At 65.1% G+C, this 21,927-nt stretch carries 16 protein-coding genes; 8 read left to right on the plus strand and 8 right to left on the minus strand.

Annotated elements, in window-relative coordinates; genetic code table 11:
• The first annotated feature begins 110 nt into the window (after positions 1–110).
• Both JANGC3_RS0105015 and JANGC3_RS0105020 read left to right on the plus strand, forming a co-directional pair.
• Positions 111–1,700, plus strand: coding sequence for a sensor domain-containing diguanylate cyclase (locus tag JANGC3_RS0105015; protein ID WP_017875386.1), 1,590 nt, complete (start codon positions 111–113; stop codon positions 1,698–1,700).
• A gap of 63 nt (positions 1,701–1,763) precedes the next feature.
• The gene (locus tag JANGC3_RS0105020; RefSeq protein ID WP_157406461.1) at positions 1,764–2,555 is read left to right on the plus strand and encodes a hypothetical protein; all 792 of its coding nucleotides are present in this window, start codon (positions 1,764–1,766) and stop codon (positions 2,553–2,555) included.
• A 392-nt stretch (positions 2,556–2,947) separates the two neighbouring features.
• On the opposite strand, the gene JANGC3_RS0105025 is transcribed toward JANGC3_RS0105020, so the two are convergent.
• The 8 genes from JANGC3_RS0105025 to JANGC3_RS0105060 all read right to left on the minus strand — a co-directional run bounded on the left by JANGC3_RS0105025 (position 2,948) and on the right by JANGC3_RS0105060 (position 9,961).
• On the minus strand, positions 2,948–3,388 hold the full coding sequence (locus JANGC3_RS0105025; RefSeq protein WP_017875388.1) for a cytochrome c-type biogenesis protein: 441 nt from the start codon (positions 3,386–3,388) through the stop codon (positions 2,948–2,950).
• Complete coding sequence (locus JANGC3_RS0105030) at positions 3,385–3,927, minus strand: DsbE family thiol:disulfide interchange protein (RefSeq protein ID WP_017875389.1); 543 nt, start codon at positions 3,925–3,927, stop codon at positions 3,385–3,387. Before JANGC3_RS0105030 ends, JANGC3_RS0105025 begins: the two co-directional genes overlap by 4 nt.
• On the minus strand, positions 3,927–5,951 hold the full coding sequence (locus JANGC3_RS0105035; RefSeq protein WP_017875390.1) for a heme lyase CcmF/NrfE family subunit: 2,025 nt from the start codon (positions 5,949–5,951) through the stop codon (positions 3,927–3,929). The genes JANGC3_RS0105030 and JANGC3_RS0105035 overlap by 1 nt, the downstream gene beginning before the upstream one ends.
• Positions 5,948–6,349, minus strand: coding sequence for a cytochrome c maturation protein CcmE (ccmE, locus tag JANGC3_RS0105040; RefSeq protein ID WP_026132570.1), 402 nt, complete (start codon positions 6,347–6,349; stop codon positions 5,948–5,950). Before ccmE ends, JANGC3_RS0105035 begins: the two co-directional genes overlap by 4 nt.
• Positions 6,350–6,378: 29 nt before the next feature.
• A complete protein-coding gene (locus tag JANGC3_RS33135; protein WP_017875392.1) occupies positions 6,379–6,507 on the minus strand; it encodes a heme exporter protein CcmD in 129 nt (42 codons plus the stop codon).
• Positions 6,504–7,241, minus strand: a complete 738-nt coding sequence (ccmC, locus tag JANGC3_RS0105050) for a heme ABC transporter permease CcmC (RefSeq protein ID WP_017875393.1) — start codon at positions 7,239–7,241, stop codon at positions 6,504–6,506. Before ccmC ends, JANGC3_RS33135 begins: the two co-directional genes overlap by 4 nt.
• A 159-nt stretch (positions 7,242–7,400) precedes the next feature.
• Positions 7,401–8,804 (minus strand): heme ABC exporter ATP-binding protein CcmA, encoded by a 1,404-nt coding sequence (gene ccmA / locus JANGC3_RS30605; RefSeq protein WP_017875394.1) that lies wholly within the window; start codon positions 8,802–8,804, stop codon positions 7,401–7,403.
• Positions 8,801–9,961 (minus strand): tetratricopeptide repeat protein, encoded by a 1,161-nt coding sequence (locus JANGC3_RS0105060; RefSeq protein WP_157406462.1) that lies wholly within the window; start codon positions 9,959–9,961, stop codon positions 8,801–8,803. The genes ccmA and JANGC3_RS0105060 overlap by 4 nt, the downstream gene beginning before the upstream one ends.
• A gap of 317 nt (positions 9,962–10,278) precedes the next feature.
• On the opposite strand from JANGC3_RS0105060, the gene JANGC3_RS0105065 reads away from it, so the two are divergent.
• Genes JANGC3_RS0105065 through JANGC3_RS30610 form a run of 6 tightly spaced genes read left to right on the plus strand, consistent with a single transcriptional unit; the run spans position 10,279 to position 21,926 of the window.
• Positions 10,279–11,097 (plus strand): hypothetical protein, encoded by an 819-nt coding sequence (locus tag JANGC3_RS0105065; RefSeq protein WP_157406463.1) that lies wholly within the window; start codon positions 10,279–10,281, stop codon positions 11,095–11,097.
• A gap of 6 nt (positions 11,098–11,103) precedes the next feature.
• Positions 11,104–12,657 carry a cytochrome c3 family protein gene (locus tag JANGC3_RS0105070; RefSeq protein ID WP_157406464.1) on the plus strand — a complete coding sequence of 518 codons (1,554 nt, stop codon included), beginning with the start codon at positions 11,104–11,106 and terminating at the stop codon, positions 12,655–12,657.
• Positions 12,654–14,666 (plus strand): GlcG/HbpS family heme-binding protein, encoded by a 2,013-nt coding sequence (locus JANGC3_RS0105075; RefSeq protein WP_198291987.1) that lies wholly within the window; start codon positions 12,654–12,656, stop codon positions 14,664–14,666. Before JANGC3_RS0105070 ends, JANGC3_RS0105075 begins: the two co-directional genes overlap by 4 nt.
• Before the next feature lies 1 nt (position 14,667).
• Positions 14,668–16,716, plus strand: a complete 2,049-nt coding sequence (locus tag JANGC3_RS0105080; RefSeq protein ID WP_157406465.1) for an SH3 domain-containing protein — start codon at positions 14,668–14,670, stop codon at positions 16,714–16,716.
• Positions 16,717–16,722: 6 nt separating this feature from the next.
• Positions 16,723–20,562 (plus strand): hypothetical protein, encoded by a 3,840-nt coding sequence (locus tag JANGC3_RS0105085; protein ID WP_157406466.1) that lies wholly within the window; start codon positions 16,723–16,725, stop codon positions 20,560–20,562.
• Positions 20,559–21,926, plus strand: a complete 1,368-nt coding sequence (locus JANGC3_RS30610; protein WP_157406467.1) for a multiheme c-type cytochrome — start codon at positions 20,559–20,561, stop codon at positions 21,924–21,926. The genes JANGC3_RS0105085 and JANGC3_RS30610 overlap by 4 nt, the downstream gene beginning before the upstream one ends.
• Position 21,927: the final 1 nt, after the last annotated feature.

Here is a 21,927-nt window from a genome sequence, read left to right on the forward strand (position 1 = left end):
ATTGCTCGTGTAAAAACTGCATAGACTGGCAACACAATCCTATGGCGCGGTCAGCGGCGCGCGCTTGCTACGCCCGTCGTTTCCGCAGCGACGCAACGGAGGTGTGCCCAATGGCCAGTCTGCGCAGTTTTGTCGTCCGTCTTGCCAACAAGGAGGACGATTTCTCGCCGATCAAGTGGCGCGCGACGTCGTTCGTGGTGTTGGTGTGCGTCTCGCTGGTCGTGCTGCAAAGCTGGATCAGCTGGCGCGGCCGTGAAAGCCAGCTGAAGGCCGGCACCGTGGTCGCGGCCAACCTGGCGCGCGCGGTGGCCCAGCACGCCTACGACACCGTCAAGGAGGCCGACACGGTGCTGGTCGGCCTGGTCGAGCGGCTGGAAACCGATCCGCCGACCGCGGCGCAATTGGCGCGCGTGCAGCAGCTGCTGGTCAAGCGGGTCGCCGAACTGCCCCAGTTGCACGGCGTCTTCGTCTACCGAAGCGACGGCGGCTGGCTGGTCAACTCGCTGGGCCGCACGCCGAAGAACGCCAGCAACGCCGAGCGTGAATACTTCATTTATCACCGCACGCACCTGGACCGCGGGCCGCACATCGGGCCGCTGATCCGCAGCAAATCAACCGGCGACCTGGTCATCACCGTGTCGCGCCGCCTCAACCGGCCCGACGGCAGCTTTGGCGGCGTGGCGCTGGCGACGATCCGCATGGAATATTTCCAATCCTTTTACGCGCGCTTCGAGATTGGCCGCTCCGGCGCGATTTTCGTCGCGCTCGACAACGGCACGCTGCTGGTGCGGCGCCCGTTCGAACGGAAAAGCCTGGGCCGCAACATTGCGGGCTTGCCGCTGTTCGGCCAGTATTTACCGCGCGCGCCGGTCGGCACGGCCATCATCACCTCGGGCCAGGACGGCATCACCCGCATCAACAGCTACCGCCGGCTGGAGCAATATCCGCTGGTGGTCTCGGCCGCGCTGGCGCAGGACGAGGTGCTGGGCGAATGGCGCGCCGACGCGCATGTGTATGGCGTCGGCGTCGGCGTTCTGGTGCTGGTGCTGGGTTTGCTGGGTGTGCGCCTGGTGCGGCAGATCGAGCTACGCGGCCGGACCGAGGCCGAGCTGGTGCTGGCGCGCAACTCGCTGGAATCCTTGAACGTCACCTTGCAGCGCTTGGCCATGCAGGACGGCCTGACCGGGCTGGCCAACCGGCGCCAGTTCGACGTTTCCTTGCAGGATGAGTTCAGCCGGGCGATGCGCAACGCCAGTTCTTTGGCCCTGATCATGATCGACGTCGATTGCTTCAAGCAATACAACGACCTCTTCGGCCACCCGGCCGGCGACGAGTGCCTGCGGGCGATCGGCCAGGTGATCAACGCCGGCAAGCGCCGCGCCGGCGACGTGGTGGCGCGCTACGGCGGCGAGGAGATCGCGGTGTTGTTACCGGCAACGGAGATGGCGGGGGCGATGCAGGTCGCCGAGAGTATCCGCAAGGCCATCCACGCGCTGCAGTTGCGCCACCCGGGCAACGGCAGCGGCGTCGTCACCGTCAGCGCCGGGGTGCAGGCGCTGGTGCCGGTGCGCAACGACAGCCGGCCGCTCGATCTGGTCGAGGCGGCCGATCGCGCCATGTACCGGGCCAAACAGAGCGGACGCAACCAGGTGTGCGGACAAGCCTCGCGGCTCTGCCCGGCGCTGGCGGCGGGCGGCTAGCGCCGTCAACCCCTTACGCTTATACTTGCTGGAGCGCTAACGCCCTACAATCAGAAAGAATAGATGAGCAAGTTGACACAAGGTTCGCCAAGATTGAAGCAAGCCGTACAAATTCGTCATGCATTGCCCATCCGAGTCAGACTTGTCCTAAGCGCCGCGCTGTTTGCCGTGCCACTGGCGCCTGTGTGGGCCCAGGCAACGGAGGAGGAGGCGCCGCTGCAGATCGTCCAAGTGACCGGCGTGAGGGACCCGGCGATATTGCCCTATAAAATAGCCTACGAGATGCTGAGCAAGATCGCCGGCGCCAGCAACGACCGGGTGCGGCTATTAATCAAGGTGGTGTCCAGCGAGACTGGCAAGCCGATTCCCGACCTGGAGATCATCCTGCGCGGCGACAAGACGTTTGAAAAAGTGCGCATGTCGCCGGCCGGCTTCCTGACGATTCCGCTCAGCCAGGAAGCCTATGACGAGAACGCCGAGTTCTTAAGCAATAAGAAAAAGGGGGCGCTGCGGGTCCAGTTCTATCTGGAGCCGAAGCTGCCCGCCGAAAATTTCAGCTATGGTGACATCGCCGACGGCATCGACGCGGCGCGCGCCGCGCTCACCCATATTGTCCCCTGGTATTGGCGCATGTTGATGCCTTCGCTCAAAGGCATCGGCATCTGCTATCCCGATAACAAGCAGAGCGTACTTATTTCAAACAGCGCGGAGACGGCGCGTCCGGCGGCCAGCGAAGAGAGCCATAACGTGACGGAGGCCAAGGTCTATTGCGCGAATTTCTCAGCGAAGGAGCGCGGCATCGCCAGGGACAGCGTGATTTCGCCGGCAAGCGGTTGGGACCCCATCTTCCGCTAGTCTTACTGTGTCATAGAAAAATTATATGCGCACGGTGTGGGCGCCGGGCACGCATCTCAAGGACCCAGGAGTTAAAAGACACCTCGGAAGCAGAAACGCCTGGCTTACCCGGCGATTACGTCGCTCGAGGTAGCCGGGCGAGCGCAGCGTCATGTATCTGACTCTATTACAACGCCGCGCCCGCACATGCCGGCGCAATCGCAGCGCAATTACAGCGCTGTCCTTGCTGTCGTCGCATCCCAAGAAACGACGACCACGACACGCCCTGGAAAGATGTGCTGAACCGGTATTTTCCGGGGTTCATGGCGTTCTATTTCCCGCAGGCCCAAGCCGAGATCGAGTGTCGGCGCCGCCACGTTGGACGAGGTTTTTCAATCCATTGAGAAATAGTGCTAGGCGTCCTTGCGGTAGCGCTCCTCCAGCGCCGCCGCCGTGGCCGCGTCTATTGTTCTCTCGGCCGTTGCGGTCGATGCCGTCGCGCTGCTGCGCATTGCCCGCCACGCCATGGCCACGCCGATCAGCAGCAGCAAGAAGGGGCCGATCCACAGCGCCGCGTTGGCGGCGGTGAACGGCGGGTTGTACAGCACGAACTGGCCGTAGCGCTCCGCCATGTACTCCTTGATGGCGAGGTCGCTCTTGCCGGCGCGGATCTGCTCGGTAATCTGACCGCGCAGGTCGATGGCCAATCCCGAATTGGAATCGGCAATGGTCTGGTTTTGGCACACCAGGCAGCGCAGCTCGGCGGCCAGGTGTTGCATGCGCTCGTACTCGGCCTGCGATGGCGATGCCGCTTCGGACGGCATGGCCGCCAGTTTTTCAGCTACTTTGCTCACGGTTTTTTCGCCATGGTGGAGGTTTCGGAAAGCAGCGGGGCGACATGGACGGCGAAGAAATCGTCGCCGATCGGGCCGACCTGGCGGTAGCGGACCACGCCGGCGGCGTCAATGACATAGGTTTCCGGCACGCCATAGACGCCGTAGTCGATGCCGACCCGGCCGTCCAAATCCAGCGCGACCCGGCTGAACGGGTTGCCGTTTTGCTGTAGCCAGCGCCGGGTGTCTTCGGCCCGGTCCTTGTAGGCCAGTCCGACCAGCGGCACCTGGTGGGCGGCCGCCAGTTGCAGCAGGCGCGGGTGCTCGACCACGCAGGCCGAGCACCACGAGGCGAACACGTTCATGACCCATATTTTGCCGCGCATGCCGGCGGGCGAAAACGGCGCGCCGACCTCCAGCGAGGCGACCGTGAAGGCCGGCGCCGGTTTGCCCACCTGGACCGAGGGCAGGTGGCGCGGGTCCAGTTGCAGGCCGCGCGCCAGCAGCGCCGCCAGTAGCAGCAACACGGCCAGCGGCAGCCCCAGGCGCAGCCAGCGCATCACGCCGTCACTCCGACGCCGTTCTTGGCGGCGTTCCTGGCGGCGACGCGCCGGTAGCGGCGGTCGAACAGCGTGAAGATACCGCCCAGCGCCATCAAGGCGCAGCCCCACCAGATCCAGCTAATAAACGGTTTTACGTACATGCGCACCGTCCACGCCTGCTCGGCCGGCTTGGCGGCGGTGTCGCCGCTGGCGTTCGGCTCGCCGAGCGAGACGTAGACGTCGCCGAAGAAGCCGTAGTCGATAGCGGCCTGGGTGATCACCTGGCCGCCGACGGTAAAGCGGCGCTTCTCCGGTTCCATCAAATGGATGACCTTGCCTACGCCGCGGGTCAGTTCGAACACGCCGTGGGCCGCCACGTAGTTCGGCCCCGGCACGTCGTCGACGCCGATAAAGGTCAGGCGCCAGACGCCGACGCTTTCGGTCTGCCCCGGCAGCATCACCAGGTCGCGTTCGACTTCATAGGTTTTTACCATGGTGACGCCGGCAACGAAGACGGCGACGCCGATATGCGCGACGATCATGCCCCAGTACGACATGCCAAGCAGGCGGGCGCGGTCGAACAGCGCGCGCGAGGCGCCGTTTTCCTTGAGGCGGCGCAGCTGGCGCCGCGCCTGCCCGGCCGTGGCGGTGGCCAGCGTGACGGCGGCGGCCAGGCCCAGCACCATCATCAGGCTGGCTTTGCCGAGCAGGTAGATGGTGGCGGAGGTGACCACGACCGACGCCAGCAGTGGCAATAGCATCGGCTTCAGCGCGTCGCTCAGCTTCATCGACTTCCACTGGCTGTACGGCGCCAGCGCCATCAGCCAAACCGCCGGCAGCAACAAGGGCGCGAACACGGCGTTGAAGTACGGCGGGCCGACCGACATTTTCTGGCCGGTGAAGACTTCGACGATCAAGGGATACAGGGTGCCCAGCAGCACGGCGGCCAGCGCTGACACCATCAACAGGTTATTGATCAGCAGCATGGACTCGCGCGAAACCAGGCTGAATTGCCCGCCCAGGCCCACCTTGCGGGTGCGCGCGCCGTACAGCACGAAGGAAAAGCCGATCACCAGGATCAGCAGGCCGAGGATCAGGATGCCGCGGCGCGGGTCGGTGGCGAAGGCGTGCACCGAGGTCAGCACGCCCGAGCGCACCAGGAAGGTGCCCAGCAGCGACAGCGCGAAGGCCACTATCGCCAGCAGCACGGTCCAGCTTTTCAGCGCGTCGCGCTTGTCCGTTACCGCCAGCGAGTGGATCAACGCGGTGCCGGCCAGCCACGGCAGCAGCGACGCGTTTTCGACCGGGTCCCAAAACCACCAGCCGCCCCAGCCGAGCACGGTGTACGCCCACCAGCTGCCGAGCAGGATGCCGACCGTGAGGAAGGCCCAGGCGGCGTTGGCCCACGGCCGCGACCAGCGCGCCCACGTCGGGTCGAGCCGGCCTTCCATCAGCGCGGCGATGGCGAAGGCGAAGCTGACCGAGAAGCCGACGTAACCCATGTACAGCAGCGGCGGGTGGCTGACCATGACCGGGTCTTGCAGCAGCGGGTTTAGGTCGCGCCCGTTGAGCGCCGCCGGCAGGATGCGCAGGAAGGGGTTCGAACTCGACAGCAGGAAGGCGATGAAGGTCACTTGCAGGATCAGCAGCACGCCCAGCACGCGCACGCGGAAGCCCGGCGCCAACCGGCTCGAGCACAACGCGACGGCGGCGGTCCAGCCCGACAGCATGAGTATCCACAGCAGCATCGACCCCTCGTGCGAGCCCCAGGTGGCGGCAATCTTGTATTGCACCGGCAGCAGGATATTGGAATTTTCGGCGACGTTGCGCACCGAGAAGTCGCTCGACAGGAAGCTGGCCATCAGCGCCGCGAACGACGCCAGCACCAGCGCGAAGATCAGCACCGACGAGCCGGCCAACGCCTGCGACAAATATTGCTCGGGCTGGCTGCGGCGGCTTACGTGCCACAGGCCGTAGCCGCCGGTGAGCAGGGCCAGCGCCAGCGCCAGCGATAATGCGAGTTGTCCGAGTTCAGGTATCATTTCTTCAATGCCGGTGGGGCGTAGTTTTCATCGTGCTTGGCCAGGATTTCGGTCGATATGAAGGTGCCGTCCTTCATGCTGCCTTCGGCGATCACGCCTTTGCCTTCCTTGAACAGGTCGGGCGTGATGCCGCTGAAGCGCACCGGCACGACGTGCGCCAGGTCGGTGACGCGAAAGCTGATGTTGGTGGTGCCCGGCTCGCGCCGCAGACTGCCTTGCTCGACCATGCCGCCCAGGCGGTAGCTGCGCCCGGCCGGGGTTTCGCCCTTTAGCAGCTGGGTCGGGGTGTAGAAGAACACCAGGTTGTCGTTGAACACGCGCAGCACGCCGTAGACGGTGGCGCCGACGGCCAGCAGCACGGCCAGCAGCCACAGCAGGCGCACCGTGCGCGGTTTCATCGGCGTCTTCGTTGTCGATTCGATCGGCATTATTTCTCGTCTTCCCATTCAAGTTTTTTAAGCGCGGCGCGTTTGGCGCGGATCACGCTGACGCTGTCGAGCGCGAACACCAACGCCGCCAGCGCCACGCACAGCCAAATGGACGTCTGCGCGTTCATGGCAGCGCCTTGCGGACCCAGGCCGCGGCGCTTTCGCGCCCCAGCAATTGCCAGCGCGCGCGCGTCATCGCCAGCGCCGCGCAGGCGCACCACATCGCCAGCGTGCACAGGATTAAGGTCATTTTCATGTCGGACGCCATGCGCGGGGCGCCGGACGCGCCAATCGACGCGCCCTGGTGCAGGGTGTTCCAGTAGACTACGGAAAAATAGATCAACGGAATGTTGAACAGGCCGACCAGCGTGAACCAGGCAAGCAGGCGGTCGGTCTTGCTGTCGTCCTCGACCAGCGAGGCGATCGCCATCAGGCCGAAATAGATGAATAGCAGCAGCAGTTCCGAGGTGAGCCGCGCGTCCCAGATCCAGTAGGTGCCCCAGGTCGGCTTGCCCCACAGCGAGCCGGTGGCCAGGGCCAGCGCCGTCATCCAGGCGCCGGTGGGCAGCAGCGCGCGCAGCATCACGGCCGAGACGGCGCTGCGGTAGACGCAGTGCAGCGCCGCGTAGGCGCACGCCACCACATAGATCAGCATCGACATCCAGGCGGCCGGGACGTGCAGGTAGAGAATGCGGTAGACCTCGCCTTGTTGTGCGTCGGTGGGCGCCACGCATAGCGCCATCCACAGGCCGACGCCGCCCAACAGCAGCGCCGCCGGCACCAGGGCCCGCAGCAGCAGGCCGCTGGCGCGGAAAAAAACCGGTGGCGAACTGAGTCGCCGGAGTTGCTGGGATAAATACATGTCACTCAATCCGTCAAACGGGGGTCTGGCCTTGCATCTTACCGAAGAGGGTGGCTATCCCGTTCCGCTAACAGCGCTGGAAAAGCGGTATTTTAATGGATACGCCACGGCATTTACAGGTCGATATTGCGTAACGACAAAAAACGTTCCGGCTTGTCTCTATTCGAGCGCCAGCGCCAGAACGCGCGCCGTCACCATCGGCAAGGCGACGACGCTGAGCATGGCCAGGCTGGCCAGTACCATCAGCGGCGCCAGCGCGCCGATGCCGCTTTGCGCGCCGGCAATGGCGGCGGTGCCGAAAACCACCAGCGGCACGAACACCGGAAACGCCAGCAGGCAGATGATAATTTGCGCCTGGCGCGCCATCAGGCCCAGCGCGGCAAACAGGCAACTGAAGGCGGCCAGGCTGACCGAACCCAGCGCCAGCGAGGCGAACAGGATCAGCAGCACGTCGCCGGACAAGCCGTACAGCAAGCCCAGCGGCAGGCTGGCCAGCGACAGCGGCAGCCCGACGAACAGCCAGCCGGCGACGACCTTGCCGAACACCAGCAGGGGCAGCGACACGTTCGCCGTCTTGACGTCGTTCAGCACGCCATGCTCGAAGTCGGCGTCGAAGTAACGGGCCGCGCCGATCAGGCTCGCCAGCAGGGCGCTGACCCAGAACACGCCGCCGGCCGCGCGCGCCAGCAACGCGCTTTCCGAGCCCAGGCCGAAGGGGAACAGCGTCACCACCATCCAATGGAAAACCGACGGCCAGACAATATCCTGCGGCCGCGCCGCCATCAGCGCCAGCTCGCGCCGCAATACCCAGTGCAGCGCCGCCCAGCCTTGCACGGCGGCGCGGTCGGCGCGCGGCGTCGCCAGTCCTGCCGACTCGGGCTGGTCCTTTCCGGCGGACGGCGGCAACAGGCGCGCCTGTTGCGCTTCGATACGCAGCGTCCCCATCGAATAGGGCGCCAGCTCGGGAATCGCCTCGTCGAGCGCGCGGTGGGTGGCCACCACCGCCGCGCCGCCGCCGCCGAAATGCTCCAGCAGCAACTCCTTGAACAGCGCGATGGCTTGCACGTCGAGGGCGTTGAGCGGTTCGTCGATCAGCCAGACGGTGCGGCCGCTGGCGGCCATGACGGCGAGCATCAGGCGCCGCAGTTGGCCGTGGGACAGCTGGCCGACCCGCGCCTGCGCCTGATGGCCCAGGCCGACCCGCTTCAGCAGCGCCTTGATGGCGCCGCTGCCGGGCCGCACGTCGTGCATTTCCAGCGACAACGCCAGTTGCTCGGCCACCCGCAGCTCGGCGCGAAAGCCGCTCTGGTGGCTGAAGTAGAAGGTGGTGTGCGCGCCGGCCTGGCGCCGTTCGCCTTGCGGATGGTCGGGCGGGGCGCTTTGCAGCGCCGCCAGCGTGCGCAGCAAGCTGGTCTTGCCGCTGCCGTTTTGCCCTTGCAGCTCAAGATACCGGCCGCCCGGCAGGGCGAACGAGACCTCCGCCATCAACATTTTGCCACCGCGGAAGACCGGCACGGCCAGCAGCTCCAGCACCGTCGCTACCTCAGCGCCGTGCATCGTCATGGCACGACGGCCTGGATCAGCAATGTTACGTTGGTGCTCCCCGTGGCGACGTCGGGCATGGCGACGTACAGGTCGCCCGGCTGCTTGCCGGCGGTGCCGGACAGCGAAATGCGCGCTTCCAGGTTGACGCGGGCGTTGCCCGACAGTTTAGTCGCCGGCGTCATGGCTTGGCTGTCGTCAAGCTTGAACGCGACCGCTTTACCCTGCAGCAGTTGCTGGACCGGCAGGCGCACCACCGCCAACGGCATCGGCGGGCCGGCCGGCGCCTTGGCCACCACGAACAGGATGGCGCTGGCCGGCAGCGCTTGCTTCTTCAGCGCGGCGATCAAGGCCGGGCTCAACTCGACCACACCGTCGATGGCGGCCGCCGCCGCGCCGTTGACGGCGGACGGGGCCGCTTGCGCTTGCGCGGGCGCGGCCGGCGGCGTGGCCGGCGTGCCCAGGCTGGCCAGGATGGTGTCGACCTGGGCAATATCGGGCGCGCCGGCGGGGAAGGTGGCGCGCAGACGCTGCCAGTACTCGGTCGCCAGCTTGATATCCTTGTCTTGCATCGCGGCGGTGGCGGCCAGCGACAGCGCCTTGCGGTGTCCCGGCGCGCTGTCCAGCGCTTGCTGGATCAGCGTCAAGGGACGGCCAACCAGCGACTTGTTGTTGGTCATCGCCATCACGTCGGCCAGGTCGGCCAGGATGTCGGGATGCCCGGGCGCCAACGCCAGGGCCTTTTCCAGCGCCGCGGTGGCGCCGGCGAAGTCGCGCTGGATGCCGCGCGAGCGCGACAGCAATACCCAACCCTCCAGGTCGTCCGGCGCGCCCTGCAATTTCTCCTCCAGCTTGGCGATGCGGTCTTCGATGGTTTCCGTGCCGCCGGGGTGGCGCGCGCCGTCGGCCATCGGCAAGTCTTGCTGCGCGGCGGGCGACTGCGCCAATTCCGGCGCAACGCCTTGCAAGGCGTCGCCGTCCCAGCGCCCCAGCAGCGCGTACAGCGTCAAGCCGATCAAACCGCAGCCGGCAACCAGCCACCAGTGGTGCCGTGGCGCCGGGTTCGGCGGGCGGTCCGCGCCGGCGGCACCGGCGGGGTTGCCGCCATTGCGCGCCAGCACGGCGTCGGCCATTGACGTCCACTCCTGGCGCAAGGCGTCCTGCGTCTGGCGCGGCAACAAGAGATCGTCTTCAATCTCTTGGCGCTTGGCGAGTAAAACTTGCCATTCTGTATCAATTGTTTTTTCTGAAATGTTTCGGCTGCGTTTCCAAATATTAAGCAGAGTCCATAGTGTAAAACAAGTAAAAAGCGTTGCAATTGCAGAAAATATTAGCATGGACGGGGAACTTTTTTGGCCGAAGTATAGGGGCTCTAGTGTAATCTAGCGGAAAAAATTGATACAGTAACAAGTAATGACATAAGTAATGCGACAAACGCCCGAGGGCTGCGGGTTTTGCTCCGCAGTATGGGCGCTAACTTAGAGCAAGTTGGACTATGATACAAGACAATATTTTGTCCTTTAGGAGGTCGAAGTACCTCAAATGGGCGGCAGCCGTGGTCCTGGGCTGCGTTCTGCTCTATGCGCTGGACCAGCCGCCAATCAGGCCGGGCGGCGGCACGTGGCTGGGCTATGGCCTGGGTACGCTGGGCGCCGCGCTGATCCTGTGGCTGTTGGCGTTCGGCATGCGCAAGCGCGCCTACAGTTCCACCCTCGGCACCGTGCGGGGTTGGCTGTCGGCGCACGTCTATCTGGGGCTGGCGTTGGCCGTTGTCGCCACGCTGCATACCGGTTTCCAATTCGGCTGGAACGTGCATACCCTGGCGTACGCGATGACCATCTCGGTCATCGTCAGCGGCATCTGGGGCGTCGTACTGTACCTACGCCAACCTGCGTTGATGGGTAATTTGCTGAACGGGCAGACGCTGCAACAATACGGCCAACTGTTGCGCGATAGCGACGACCAAAGCCGCATACTGGCCGCGAGCATGACGCCGGAAATTCAATCGCTGATGGCCGCCTCGGCCAACGGCAAGATTTTTTCCCATTACTGGCAGCGCTTTACCGGCACAAACGCCAAGTGCATGACGCAGAAAGTCGTCGATTGGCTCGGGCAGCAATCCTACGACGTTCCCACCAGCTTGCAAGAGTTGTATACGTTGCAATTTCGCCGCTTACAGCAACTGAACCGCATTCGTGAATATGTTCGCCTGAGAACCTGGACCGAAATCTGGCTGGTTTTCCACGTGCCCATGTCGTTCGCCTTATTGGGCAGCCTGATCGCGCACATCGTGTCGGTCTTTTTTTACTGGTAAGCCAAGATGCAGAGTGTTCCTGACGATCCGATTTCAACTGAAATAGCGGGCCTGCAACAGCCGTTGAAGGGCCGACGGCTCTTTTCCTGGCTGTTCCTCATTATGTTCCTGCTGGCTTTCCTGGTCGCGCCGGTGCTCGCCACCATCTGGCCCGCGGAATTCGGCAGCGTTGTTGCGGGTAACTATTTCAAGCCCCACGCGGCGGCGGTCCAGCCCGTGGCCATCGCCGGCACCAGCAGCGCCGTTATCGACGCCAAGACCGGCAAAGCCATGTCGGCCCATCCGACCTACATGCAACTCGACGCGACCTGGAACCCCGGCCACCTGTCCAGTTCCCACCAGCCCTGGGCGAATGATTGCAAGGTCTGCCATAGCAAACCGTTCGAACGGGTGCAGGACAAGGATTGCCTCGCTTGCCACGCCGCCACCGGCGACCATGTCAGCGTGCAGACCGCCAAAGTCGAGGGGCTGCACGAGGTGCGCTGCGCCACCTGCCACCGCGACCACCAGGACGAGTTTGGCCTGACCGAGCAAAACAAGCGCTTTACCGGCACCAATTGCGCCTCCTGCCATACCGACATCAAGGCCAGTTATCCGAAATCGCAGGCCGAGAACGTCAAGGACTTCGCCGGCGACCACCCGGACTTCCGTATCCAGGTGAATATCGGCGCCGGGCCGGACATGCTGGCGCGCATGCGCCGCAGCGCGCAAAAGAAGCTGACCGAACCGACCGCGCTGAAATTTCCGCATGACGTGCACCTGACCGCCGGCGGCGTGCGCAGCCCGAAGGGCAAGGTCAAGATGGCCTGCGATACCTGCCACAAGCCCAATTCCGACGGCAGCACCTTCCAGCCGGTGACGATGAAGGACAATTGCCAGAGTTGCCACGCGCTCAAGTTCGAACCGGCCGTGTCGAACCGCGAAGTGCCGCACGGTTCGGTCAGCCAGGTGCTGACCACCTTGCGCGAGTTCTATAGTTACGTTAGTACCAACAAGGTGGCGCTCGACCGGCGCGCCGAGGACGGCCCGATCTTCAGCATCCGTCCGGGCAAGGATGAGGCCATGAGCAGCTTCGTGCGCACGCCGGGCGACGCGCGCAACCGCGCCGCGGCGGCCGCCACCGAACTGTTCGAGAAAACCGCCTGCGTTACCTGCCATGAAGTGACGCGCAAAAAAGGCCCGGGCGAGAAGGGTACGCCGGGCCAGGACATGCCGCAATGGAACATCGCGCCGATGACGCCGCGGCACGCGTGGATGCCGAAGGCGCATTTCAGCCATATCCGCCACCAGTCCGCCAAATGCGCCGACTGCCACGACTCGGCCAAGTCGAAGGAGGCCAGCGACGTCAGCATGCCGGCCATCGCGCAGTGCCAGGATTGCCACGCCGGCAAGAAGCCGGTGGTCAACAAAGTCACGTCCGACTGCGGCCTGTGCCACGGCTTCCATCTGCCGTCGACCGCGTCGGCGGACACGCCGGCCGGCGCGCACATGACGCCGGCGCACGCGTCCGCGCTGGCGCCAGCCGCCACGCCGATCTCGCCCGCGGTGGTGAAGCCATGAAAGCAAGCGTCATGAAATACAACAGTTTAGCTTCCACGGCGCGTCCGGCCGGCCTCGCCTTGTCGATTATGGCGGCCTTGCTGCTGGCAGCCTGCAGCGGCGGTGGCGGTAGCGCCGACGGCAGCGGCAACGGCAGCTCGGGGGCCTGCGACTTCAAGGTCGCCAGCGAGCCGCAGGCGCTCAGCGCCGCCGATGTCGAACAAATCGTCGCGCAGGGCGTGCAGGCAGCCAGCGCGCTCGGCGCCAAGGCGACCTTTTCCGTGGTAGACCGCTCCGGCAACGTGCTGGCCGTCTACAAGATGAACGGCGCCGTCGCCACCGTCAGCATCGGCTCCCTGCGCGACCAGCCGGCGCAGGGACTGGACGGCTTGAACGGCATCGTCACGGCCGAACTTGCGGCGATCGCCAAGGCCGTCACCGGCGCCTATCTGTCGTCGTCCGGCAACGCCTTCAGCACCCGCACCGCCAGTTACATCGTGCAGAACCATTTCGCGCCCGGCATTTTGCAAACCGCCGGCGGTCCCTTGTTCGGCGTGCAGTTTAGCCAGTTGCCTTGCGGCGACCTGGTGTCGCGCGGCGACGCGGTCGGCCCCGGCCCGAAACGCTCGCCTCTGGGCCTGTCCGCCGATCCGGGCGGCTTCCCTCTATATAAGAACGGCCGCGTGGTCGGTGGCATCGGCGTCATGGCCGACGGCGTGTATGCGCTCGACAAGGAGCCGAGCCGCGGCGACGCCGACCTCGACGAGCGGATCGCCCAATCCGCCTTGAAGGGTTTCGCCGCGCCAAGCTGCATCCGCGCCGAGCGGATTACCGCCGGCGGCCTGGCTTTGCCGTACACCACGTCGGACAATGCCGTGGTGGCGGTGTCGGCGACCTCGCTAAGCGATCCCCTGGTGAGCGCAATGGGCGCGCTGACGTGGGTGCCGACGTATTACGACAAGTCGGCGATACGCGCCGGCGTCGCGCACGGCAGCGCCGCGTCCGGCTTCATCGCCGACAACGCCAGCTTCAAGGCGCTCGGCGGCTACGTGCTGGTCAACGCCTCCCAACCGGCCAACCGCTACGCGCCCAGCGCGTCGCAGTCGCCGGCGCCAAACGACCCGGCGGGCGCCGGCATGTCGGCGGCGGAGGTGACGGAGATCCTGGCGCAGGCGCTGGGCGTGGCCAAGCAGGCCCGCGCGCAGATCCGCAGCCCGCAAGGTTCGGCCGCGCAGGTGACGATTTCGGTCGTCGACGCCGTAGGCAATGTGCTGGGGCTGGTGCGCACCCCCGACGCGCCGGTGTTCGGCACCGACGTATCGCTGCAAAAAGCCCGCACGGCGGTGTTTTTCTCGTCCACGCGGGCCGGTGCGGAACTGGCGGCGCAGGCCGCGACTGCCTATGTCAACGAGGGCGGCAAGAGCACCGGCGCGCCGTTCACATTGGACTCGGCCTACCTGTCGGGCGCGGCCAAGAATTTCTTCGGCAATCCGGGGATATTTGCCGACGGCACCGCTTTCACCGCGCGCGCCATCGGCAATATTTCCCGGCCAAATTTCCCGGACGGCATCGACGGCAACCTTAACGGCCCGTTTTCGAAGCCCGCGGCAAGCTGGAGCGTGTTCAACGACGGCCTGCAACTGGACTTGGTCTACAACGGCCTGGTCCAGGCGATCGTCGATGGCGCCAGCAACAACGCCAATTGCACCGGCACCGGCGCGCCGGGCAATCCCGGCATTGCCGCGCTGAAAAACGGCATGCAGATCTTCCCCGGCAGCGTGCCCGTGTATCGCGGCAAGACCTTGATTGGCGCCGTCGGCGTCTCCGGCGACGGCGTCGACCAGGACGACATGATTGCCTTCCTCGGACTGGCGCGCGCCGGCAAGGCGCTCGGCAACGGTATTGGCCACGCGCCCGCAGCCAGCCGCGTCGACACGTTGCTGCTCCAGGGCAAGCGGCTGCGTTATGTGCAGTGTCCGCAGACGCCGTTCAACAACAGCAGCGAGCAGAACGTCTGCGATGGGATCTGATATGCGTAAGATCCGATCCGTCTCCGGCGCCTTGTTGTGTGCCACCTTGCTGGCGTCCGGCGCCGCCAAGGCGCAGACGGCGCCGCTGAAGCCGGGGCCGGCCGTGGCCGTCGTGCCCTTGCTGGAACTGCAAGTATTGTCGGCGTCGGTGCCGTTGCGCGAGGCGCCCGACGGCGCCGCCGCCGTGCTGGCGCAGGCCGAGCGCGGCCAGTTGTTAAGCGTGCTGGAGCAGCGCGGCGAATGGTATCGGGTCGGCCTGTCGGCGCGGCAAAGCGGTTGGGTGCTGCGCGCCCCCGGCGAGTACGGCGAGATGACGGTGGCGCTGTTCCCGTCCAAGGGAAGCACGCTGTATGCGGCCGACGCCGCCGCCGACGCCGCCATTTTGCAAGCGCGTCCCGGAACGCGCGCGCGCACGCTGTTGACGCTGCCGCCTATCGATCCGCAACAGGTGGCGCCGCCGCAGGCCAATTTACCGCGCGAGTCGATTGCCGTGCCGGACCGTTGGCGCCTGATGCAAACGCTGGGCTTCAAGTTTCCGCTGTACGACCCGTACAACCAGAATCCGCTGAAGGGCGACTTGCCGGTGTTGAAAAACCTCGGCGAAGAGTTGTTTTTCAACCTAGGCGTCATCTCGGACTCGCTGCTGGAGTCGCGCCGCCTGCCGACGCCGGTGTCGGGGCAGACCGGTATCGCGCCGGGCGCCAACGATATCTTCGGCGGGGGCCGGCAAAACGTGCTGGCGCACAACCTGATTGTCAGCCTGGGCCTGATCAAGGGCGACACCACGTTCCGGCCGCCCGACTATGAATTGCGCTTCGTGCCGGTGTTTAACTTCAACCGCGCCCACGTGCAGGAAGCCGGCGCGCTGAACATCAACCCGTCGACGGGAACGCGGCGGGTCGACAACTTCGTCGGCGTGCAGGAACTGTTTGCCGACATCCACTTGCGCAACGTCTCCGAACGCTACGACTTCGACAGCCTGCGGGTCGGCGTGCAACCGTTCACCAACGACTTCCGCGGCTTCCTGTTCCAGGATTCGCCGTTCGGCGTGCGCCTGTTCGGCAACCGCGGCAACAACCAGTTCCAGTACAACCTGGCCTGGTTCCGCCGCTTCGAGAAAGACAGCAACAGCGGCCTGAACGATATCGCCAAGGGCTTGCGCAAGGACAACTTGTTCCTCGCCAACTTGTTCCGGCAAGACTTCCCGGTGCTTGGTTTCACCTCGCAGCTCAGCTTCGTCCACAACCGCAACAACGAAAAACAGCGCGCCTACGACAGCAACGGCTTCCTGGTGCGGCCGGCTTTCGTCGGCGACGTGCGCCCGCACAGCTACCGGGTCAACTACCTCGGCTACAGCGGCGACGGCCATTTCGGCGTGTGGAACCTGAGCACCTCGGCCTACGCCGCCATCGGCAGCGACGAGCACAATCCGATCGCCCAGAAGCCGCAGCGGATACGCGCCGGTTTCTTCGCCGGCGAATTGTCGCGCGACTACAGTTGGCTGCGCTTGCGCGGCAACGTCATGCTGGCGTCCGGCGACAAGGATTCGTTCGACGACGTCGCCGGCGGTTACGACGCCATCTTCGAAAACCCGCAATTCGCCGGTTCCGATACCAGCTTCTATATCCGCCAGGCGATGCCCTTGATCGGCGGCGGCGGCGTGGCGCTGGCCGGGCGCAACAGCCTGTTGCCGTCGCTGCGCTCGTCCAAGGACGAGGGCCAGTCGAATTTCGTCAACCCCGGCCTAAGCCTGCTGGGCGTCGGCGCCGACGCCGACCTGTCGCCGCAACTGCGGGTGTTCGGCAACGTGTCCTCGCTGCGCTTCATGGAAACCAGCTCGCTGGCCCTGCTGCGCAACCAGGCGCCGCCGTCGCGCGCCATCGGCACCGATTACTCGGTCGGCTTCCATTGGCGGCCGTTTTTCACCCAGAACATGATCGTCAACGGCTCGGCCGCCGCGCTGAAGCCGGGCGCGGGATTGAAGGCGCTGTACGGCGCCAAACAGGGCACCTTCTATTCGCTGGCATTCAACGCAATACTTACATTTTAAACAGACATGCATATTCGTTTTACATGGCGTCGCCACACGCGCTCGATAGCAGCGGCCATCGTCCTGACCCTGGTCGTGGCGCTGGGGCTGGCCGGCCTGTTGCCGTCGACGCCGGCGAGCGCCTCCGAGGCGGCCAAGTTGTCGAGCCGCAGCTATACGACGGCGCCCGCCGCGCCGAAGGCGCAGTCGGCGGCGCAGGCGCTGGCCAAGTCGGACGGCTGCATCAGCTGCCATAGCGCCAGCGACCGCCACACCATGCACGCCAACCCGGCCGTGGTGCTGGGTTGCACCGATTGCCACGGCGGCAACCCGACCGTCACGCACGCCGGCCCCAAGGTCGAGGCCAACGCCAAGAATCCGGCCTACCGGCGCGACATGGAGCGCGCCCACATTTTGCCGCGCGATGAAAAATTCTGGAACTATCCGTCGTCGGCCAACCCGGAGCGCTCGTTCGCCAAGCTCAACAAAGAGCACCCGGCCTATGTGCGCTTCATCAATCCGGGCGACTTGCGGGTTGCCCGCGACGCTTGCGGCAGTTGCCATCTGCCGATTATCCAGGCGCAGGAACGCAGCCTGATGTCGACCTCGGCCATGCTGTGGGGCGGCGCCACCTACAACAACGGCATCCTGCCGTACAAGCGCTACGTCATCGGCGAGTCCTACACCGCCGACGGCAAGGCCGCCACCATCGTCAACCCGGTCAAGGTCGACCAGGATTTATTCATCTCCAAAGGCATCCTCGACCGCCTGTATCCCTTGCCGGCCTGGGAATCGATGCCGCCGGGCGATATTTTCCGCGTCTTCGAGCGCGGCGGCCGCGTGATTTCCAGCCAGTTCCCGGAAATCGGCCTGCCCAACCTGTCGGGCACGCTGCAAAAGCTCGACGAGCCGGGCCGTCCCGACATCCGCCAGTCGAACCGCGGCCCCGGCACCGGCAGCCGCATCGCCGTGCCCGCCATTAACATCACCAAGACCCGCTTGAACGATCCGCACCTGTGGTTCCTGGGCACCAACGAACAGCCGGGCGACTACCGTTCCTCCGGCTGCACCGCCTGCCATGCGATCTACGCCAACGACCGCGACCCGAAGCATTCCGGGCCGTACGCCAAGTTCGGCAACACCGGCACCAGCCAGAGCGTCGACCCGACCATTCCCAAAGGCGAGCCGGGCCATCCGCTCAAGCACGAGTTCACCCGCGCCATTCCTTCGTCCCAGTGCATGGTGTGCCATATGCACCAGCCGAATATTTTCGTCAATTCCTTCTACGGCTACACGATGTGGGATTACGAGTCGGACGCGCCGCACATGTGGCCGGAAAAGCAGAAATACCCGACCGACAAGGAAGCGCGCGAAAGCCTGGACCGCAATCCCGAAGAGGCCGCCATCCGCGGCAAATGGAGCGAGCCGGCCTTCCTGAAGGACGTGGCGAGCTTGAATTCCAAGCTGAAGGACACCCAGTTCGCCGATTACCACGGCCACGGCTGGAACTTCCGCGCCGTCTTCAAGCGCAACCGCAAGGGCGCCTTGCTCGACGCCAAGGGCGGCATCGTCTCCGACGACGACCCGGAAAAATTCAAAAAGACCGTGCACCTGTCGTCGATCCACCTGGACGTCGGCATGCATTGCGTCGACTGCCATTTCGCCCAGGACATGCACGGCAACGGCCACATTTACGGCGAAGCGGCCGCGGCAATTGAAATCGACTGCGCCGACTGCCACGGCACGGCCAAGAAATATCCGACCTTGCACACCAGCGGTCCGGCGGCCCAGCCCGGCGGCATGGACATGAGCCTGCTCAAGACCCAGGACGGCCGGCGCCGCTTCGAGTGGCGCGACGGCAAGCTGTACCAGCGCGCCGCGCTCGATCCGAACAAGGAATGGGAGATGAGCCTGGTCAAGGACACGGTCAATCCGAACCATCCGAAGTACAACATCAAGGCTGCGCGCGCCAAGCTGATGGCCGCCGGTGACGCCGGCAAGGCCGGGCAGTGGGGCGCCGGCGTGGAGAAGTTCGCCCACGACGACGAGAAGATGACGTGCTTCACCTGCCATCTGTCGTGGACCACCAGTTGCGCCGGCTGCCATTTGCCGATCCAGGCCAACTGGAAAACCGAACGCAACCATTACGAAGGCGGCGAAAGCCGCAACTACGCCTCGTACAATCCGCAGGTGGCGCGCGACGACATGTTCCAGCTCGGCGTCAGCGGCGCGGTGAAGGGCGGCAAGATCACGCCGGTGCGCTCCAGCTCCGGGCTGGTGCTGTCGTCGACGAATATCAACCGCGAAAAGATTTACATCCAGCAGCCGCCGATTTCCTCCAGCGGCTTCTCGTCGCAGGCGTTCGCGCCGCATTACCCGCACACCGAGCGCAAGGAAGAAACCAAAACCTGCACCGATTGCCATATTTCGAAGAACAACGACAACAACGCCATCATGGCGCAGCTGCTGCTGCAAGGCACCAACTTCGTCAACTTCGTCGGCTTCAACGCCTGGACCGGCGAGGCCGGCCACGTCGAGGCGACCACGGTGACGGAATGGGACGAGCCGCAGGCGGTCATCGGCAGTTACCTGCAGCGCTACGCCTACCCGGACTATTTCCGCAAGCACCAGGAACGCGGCCTGGAGTTGGCCGAGTCGCAACACCAGGCCAGCGACGGTAACGTGCGCTGCCTGCAACTGCGCGGCGAGTATCTGTTCGCCGCCGAGGGCAAGGGCGGCTTCCGGGTCTACGACACGGCCAACATCGTCAACAAGGGCGTGTCGCAGCGCATCGTCACCGCGCCATTCTCGCCGCTGGGTCAAAAGACGCATATCGCGTCGAAAAACGCCACCTGCATGGCGCTGCCGACCAACCAGCCCATCGCGCCGACGCGCAACCAGGGCGACTTGATGCGCGTGACCAACCAGGAGCAGCCCTTCCACCCGATCTACCACTACGCCTTCATTACCGACGCGGAAGAGGGCCTGATCTTGAGTAACGTCGATACTCTGGCCGACGGCGAGCCGCGCAACAACTTCCTGTCGCGCGCGCTGACCTGGAATCCGGGCGGCTTGCTCAACGGCGCCCGCCATATCGTGCTGGGCGGCCACTTCGCCTACGTGTCGACGCCGACCGGCGTGGTCATCCTCGACCTGGACAATCCGCTCAAGCCGCGCCACGTGGCGACGTTGGCGCTGGACGACGTGCGCGCCTCGGCCTTGCAGTTCCGCTATTTGTTCGTGACCGACAAGACCGGCTTGCGCGTCGTCGACGTGACCAATCCGGCCAAGCCGGTGTTGCAGGCGGGCAGGGTGGCGCTGGGCGACGCCCGCAAACTGTATCTGGCGCGCACCTACGCTTACGTCGCCGGCGGCAGCCAGGGTCTGGCCATTATTGATATAGAGAAACCGGAGCAGCCGCAGCTGTATCAAATGTTCAATGCCGGTGGCAAACTGAGCGATACGCAGGACGTGGTTGTCGGCAGCACCAACGCCTCGCTGTTCGCCTATGTCGCGGACGGCAAGAATGGCTTGAAAGTGTTGCAACTGACGGCGCCCGACACCCAGCCGCGCTTTTACGGCTTCTCGCCCGAGCCGAAGCCGCAACTGATCGCCTGGCGCAAGACCGCCTCGGCCGCCTTGTCGGTGTCGAAGGGACTGGACCGCGACCGCGCCGTCGACGAGACCGGCAACCAGATCGCGGTGTTTGGCCGCATCGGCGCGCGGCCTTTCGTGGCCAAGGAAATGGACAAGCTCTACAAGCAGCCCGACGGGCAAATATGGAAGGTTACTGACGAGGCCAGTGCCAAGGATTACGTGGCACGCAAGCCAACCGTTGCGGCGCCTACACAGAAGGGTGCAAAGTGAAAAATCGTTATCTGGTAGATATGCTGTGCCGACACGGGCTGGTGTTTGGTTTGGTGTTCGGTTCCTTGTTCGGCGCGCCGGCGCAGGCCGCGCCGGCCGGCGCCGCCTTGCCCAACGTGGCCGCGCACCAGAGCGTGGGCACGGTCAATTGCGCCAACAGCGGTTGCCACGGCGCCGTCACGCCGTGGACCGACTCGCACGTGCTGCAAAACGAGTACACCACCTGGTTGCGGCTGGACAAGCACGCCAAGGCCTATTCGGTGCTGCTGAACCAACAGTCGCGCAAGATCGCCAAGAACCTCGGCTTGAAGCAGCCGGCGCACGAGTCGCAAGCCTGCCTGGACTGCCACGCCCACAACCCGGCGCCGAAGCTGGCGGGTGAGCGCCATGTCGTTGCCGAAGGCGTCGGCTGCGAGGCTTGCCACGGCCCGGCCGAAAAATGGATCGCCTCGCACGTGGTGGCGGGCGCCACCCACGCCGACAACGTGAAAAACGGCATGTATCCGACCAATAACCCGGTCGAGCAGGCCAAGCTGTGCCTGTCCTGCCACTTCGGCGACGAGAACCGCTTCGTCACGCACCGCGTCATGGCCGCCGGCCATCCGCGCATATCCTTCGAGCTGGGCACCTTCGCCACCATCGCGCCGGCGCATTACCAAATCGACGACGACTGGCGCAAGCGCAAGGGCGATTACCAGGGCGTCAAGATCTGGGCCATCGGTCAGGCCCTCGCCTCGAAGCAATTGCTGGACGCGCTGGCCGACCCGCAGCGCGGCCGCGACGGCCTGTTTCCCGAGCTGGTGCTGTTCGACTGCCACGCCTGCCACCATCCGATGAGCGAGCAAAAATCGTCGCCGCGCCTGAGTGTCGGCCCCGGCAAGGTACACTTGAACGATAGCAACCTGCTGATGTTGCGCGCCCTGGTGCGTGTCGTCGATCCGGCCAACGCCAACGCCTTCAACCAGCAGGTGTCGCAAGTGCACCAAGCCATCGCCGGCAACGGCGCGCAGGCCGATCCCTTGGCGCTGGCCAAGAAGTTGTCCGCCACGATAGGCCAGTACATCGTCCAGTTCGAGAAGAGGAATTTCGACGTGGCCACGCTGCGCGACGTGCTGAAGGCGCTGCTCAACGAATCGAGCGTCGCCTATTATTCCGATTACGCCGGCGCCGAGCAGGCGTATATGTCGATCTCCAGCCTGGCCTCGACCTTGGCCAAGCAGAACGCGCTGGCCTCGGCCGGCGAGGTCAACCGCCGCCTCGGCGCGATGCGCAAGGCGCTGGCCAACGACGAGAAGTACCGCGCCGAGTTGTTTGGCGCGGAACTGGCGGGTTTGCGCCAGTTGATATCCTCCCAAGTTAAGTAGG

It is taken from the genome of Janthinobacterium sp. CG3, from assembly GCF_000344615.1.
GTDB lineage: Bacteria > Pseudomonadota > Gammaproteobacteria > Burkholderiales > Burkholderiaceae_D > Janthinobacterium.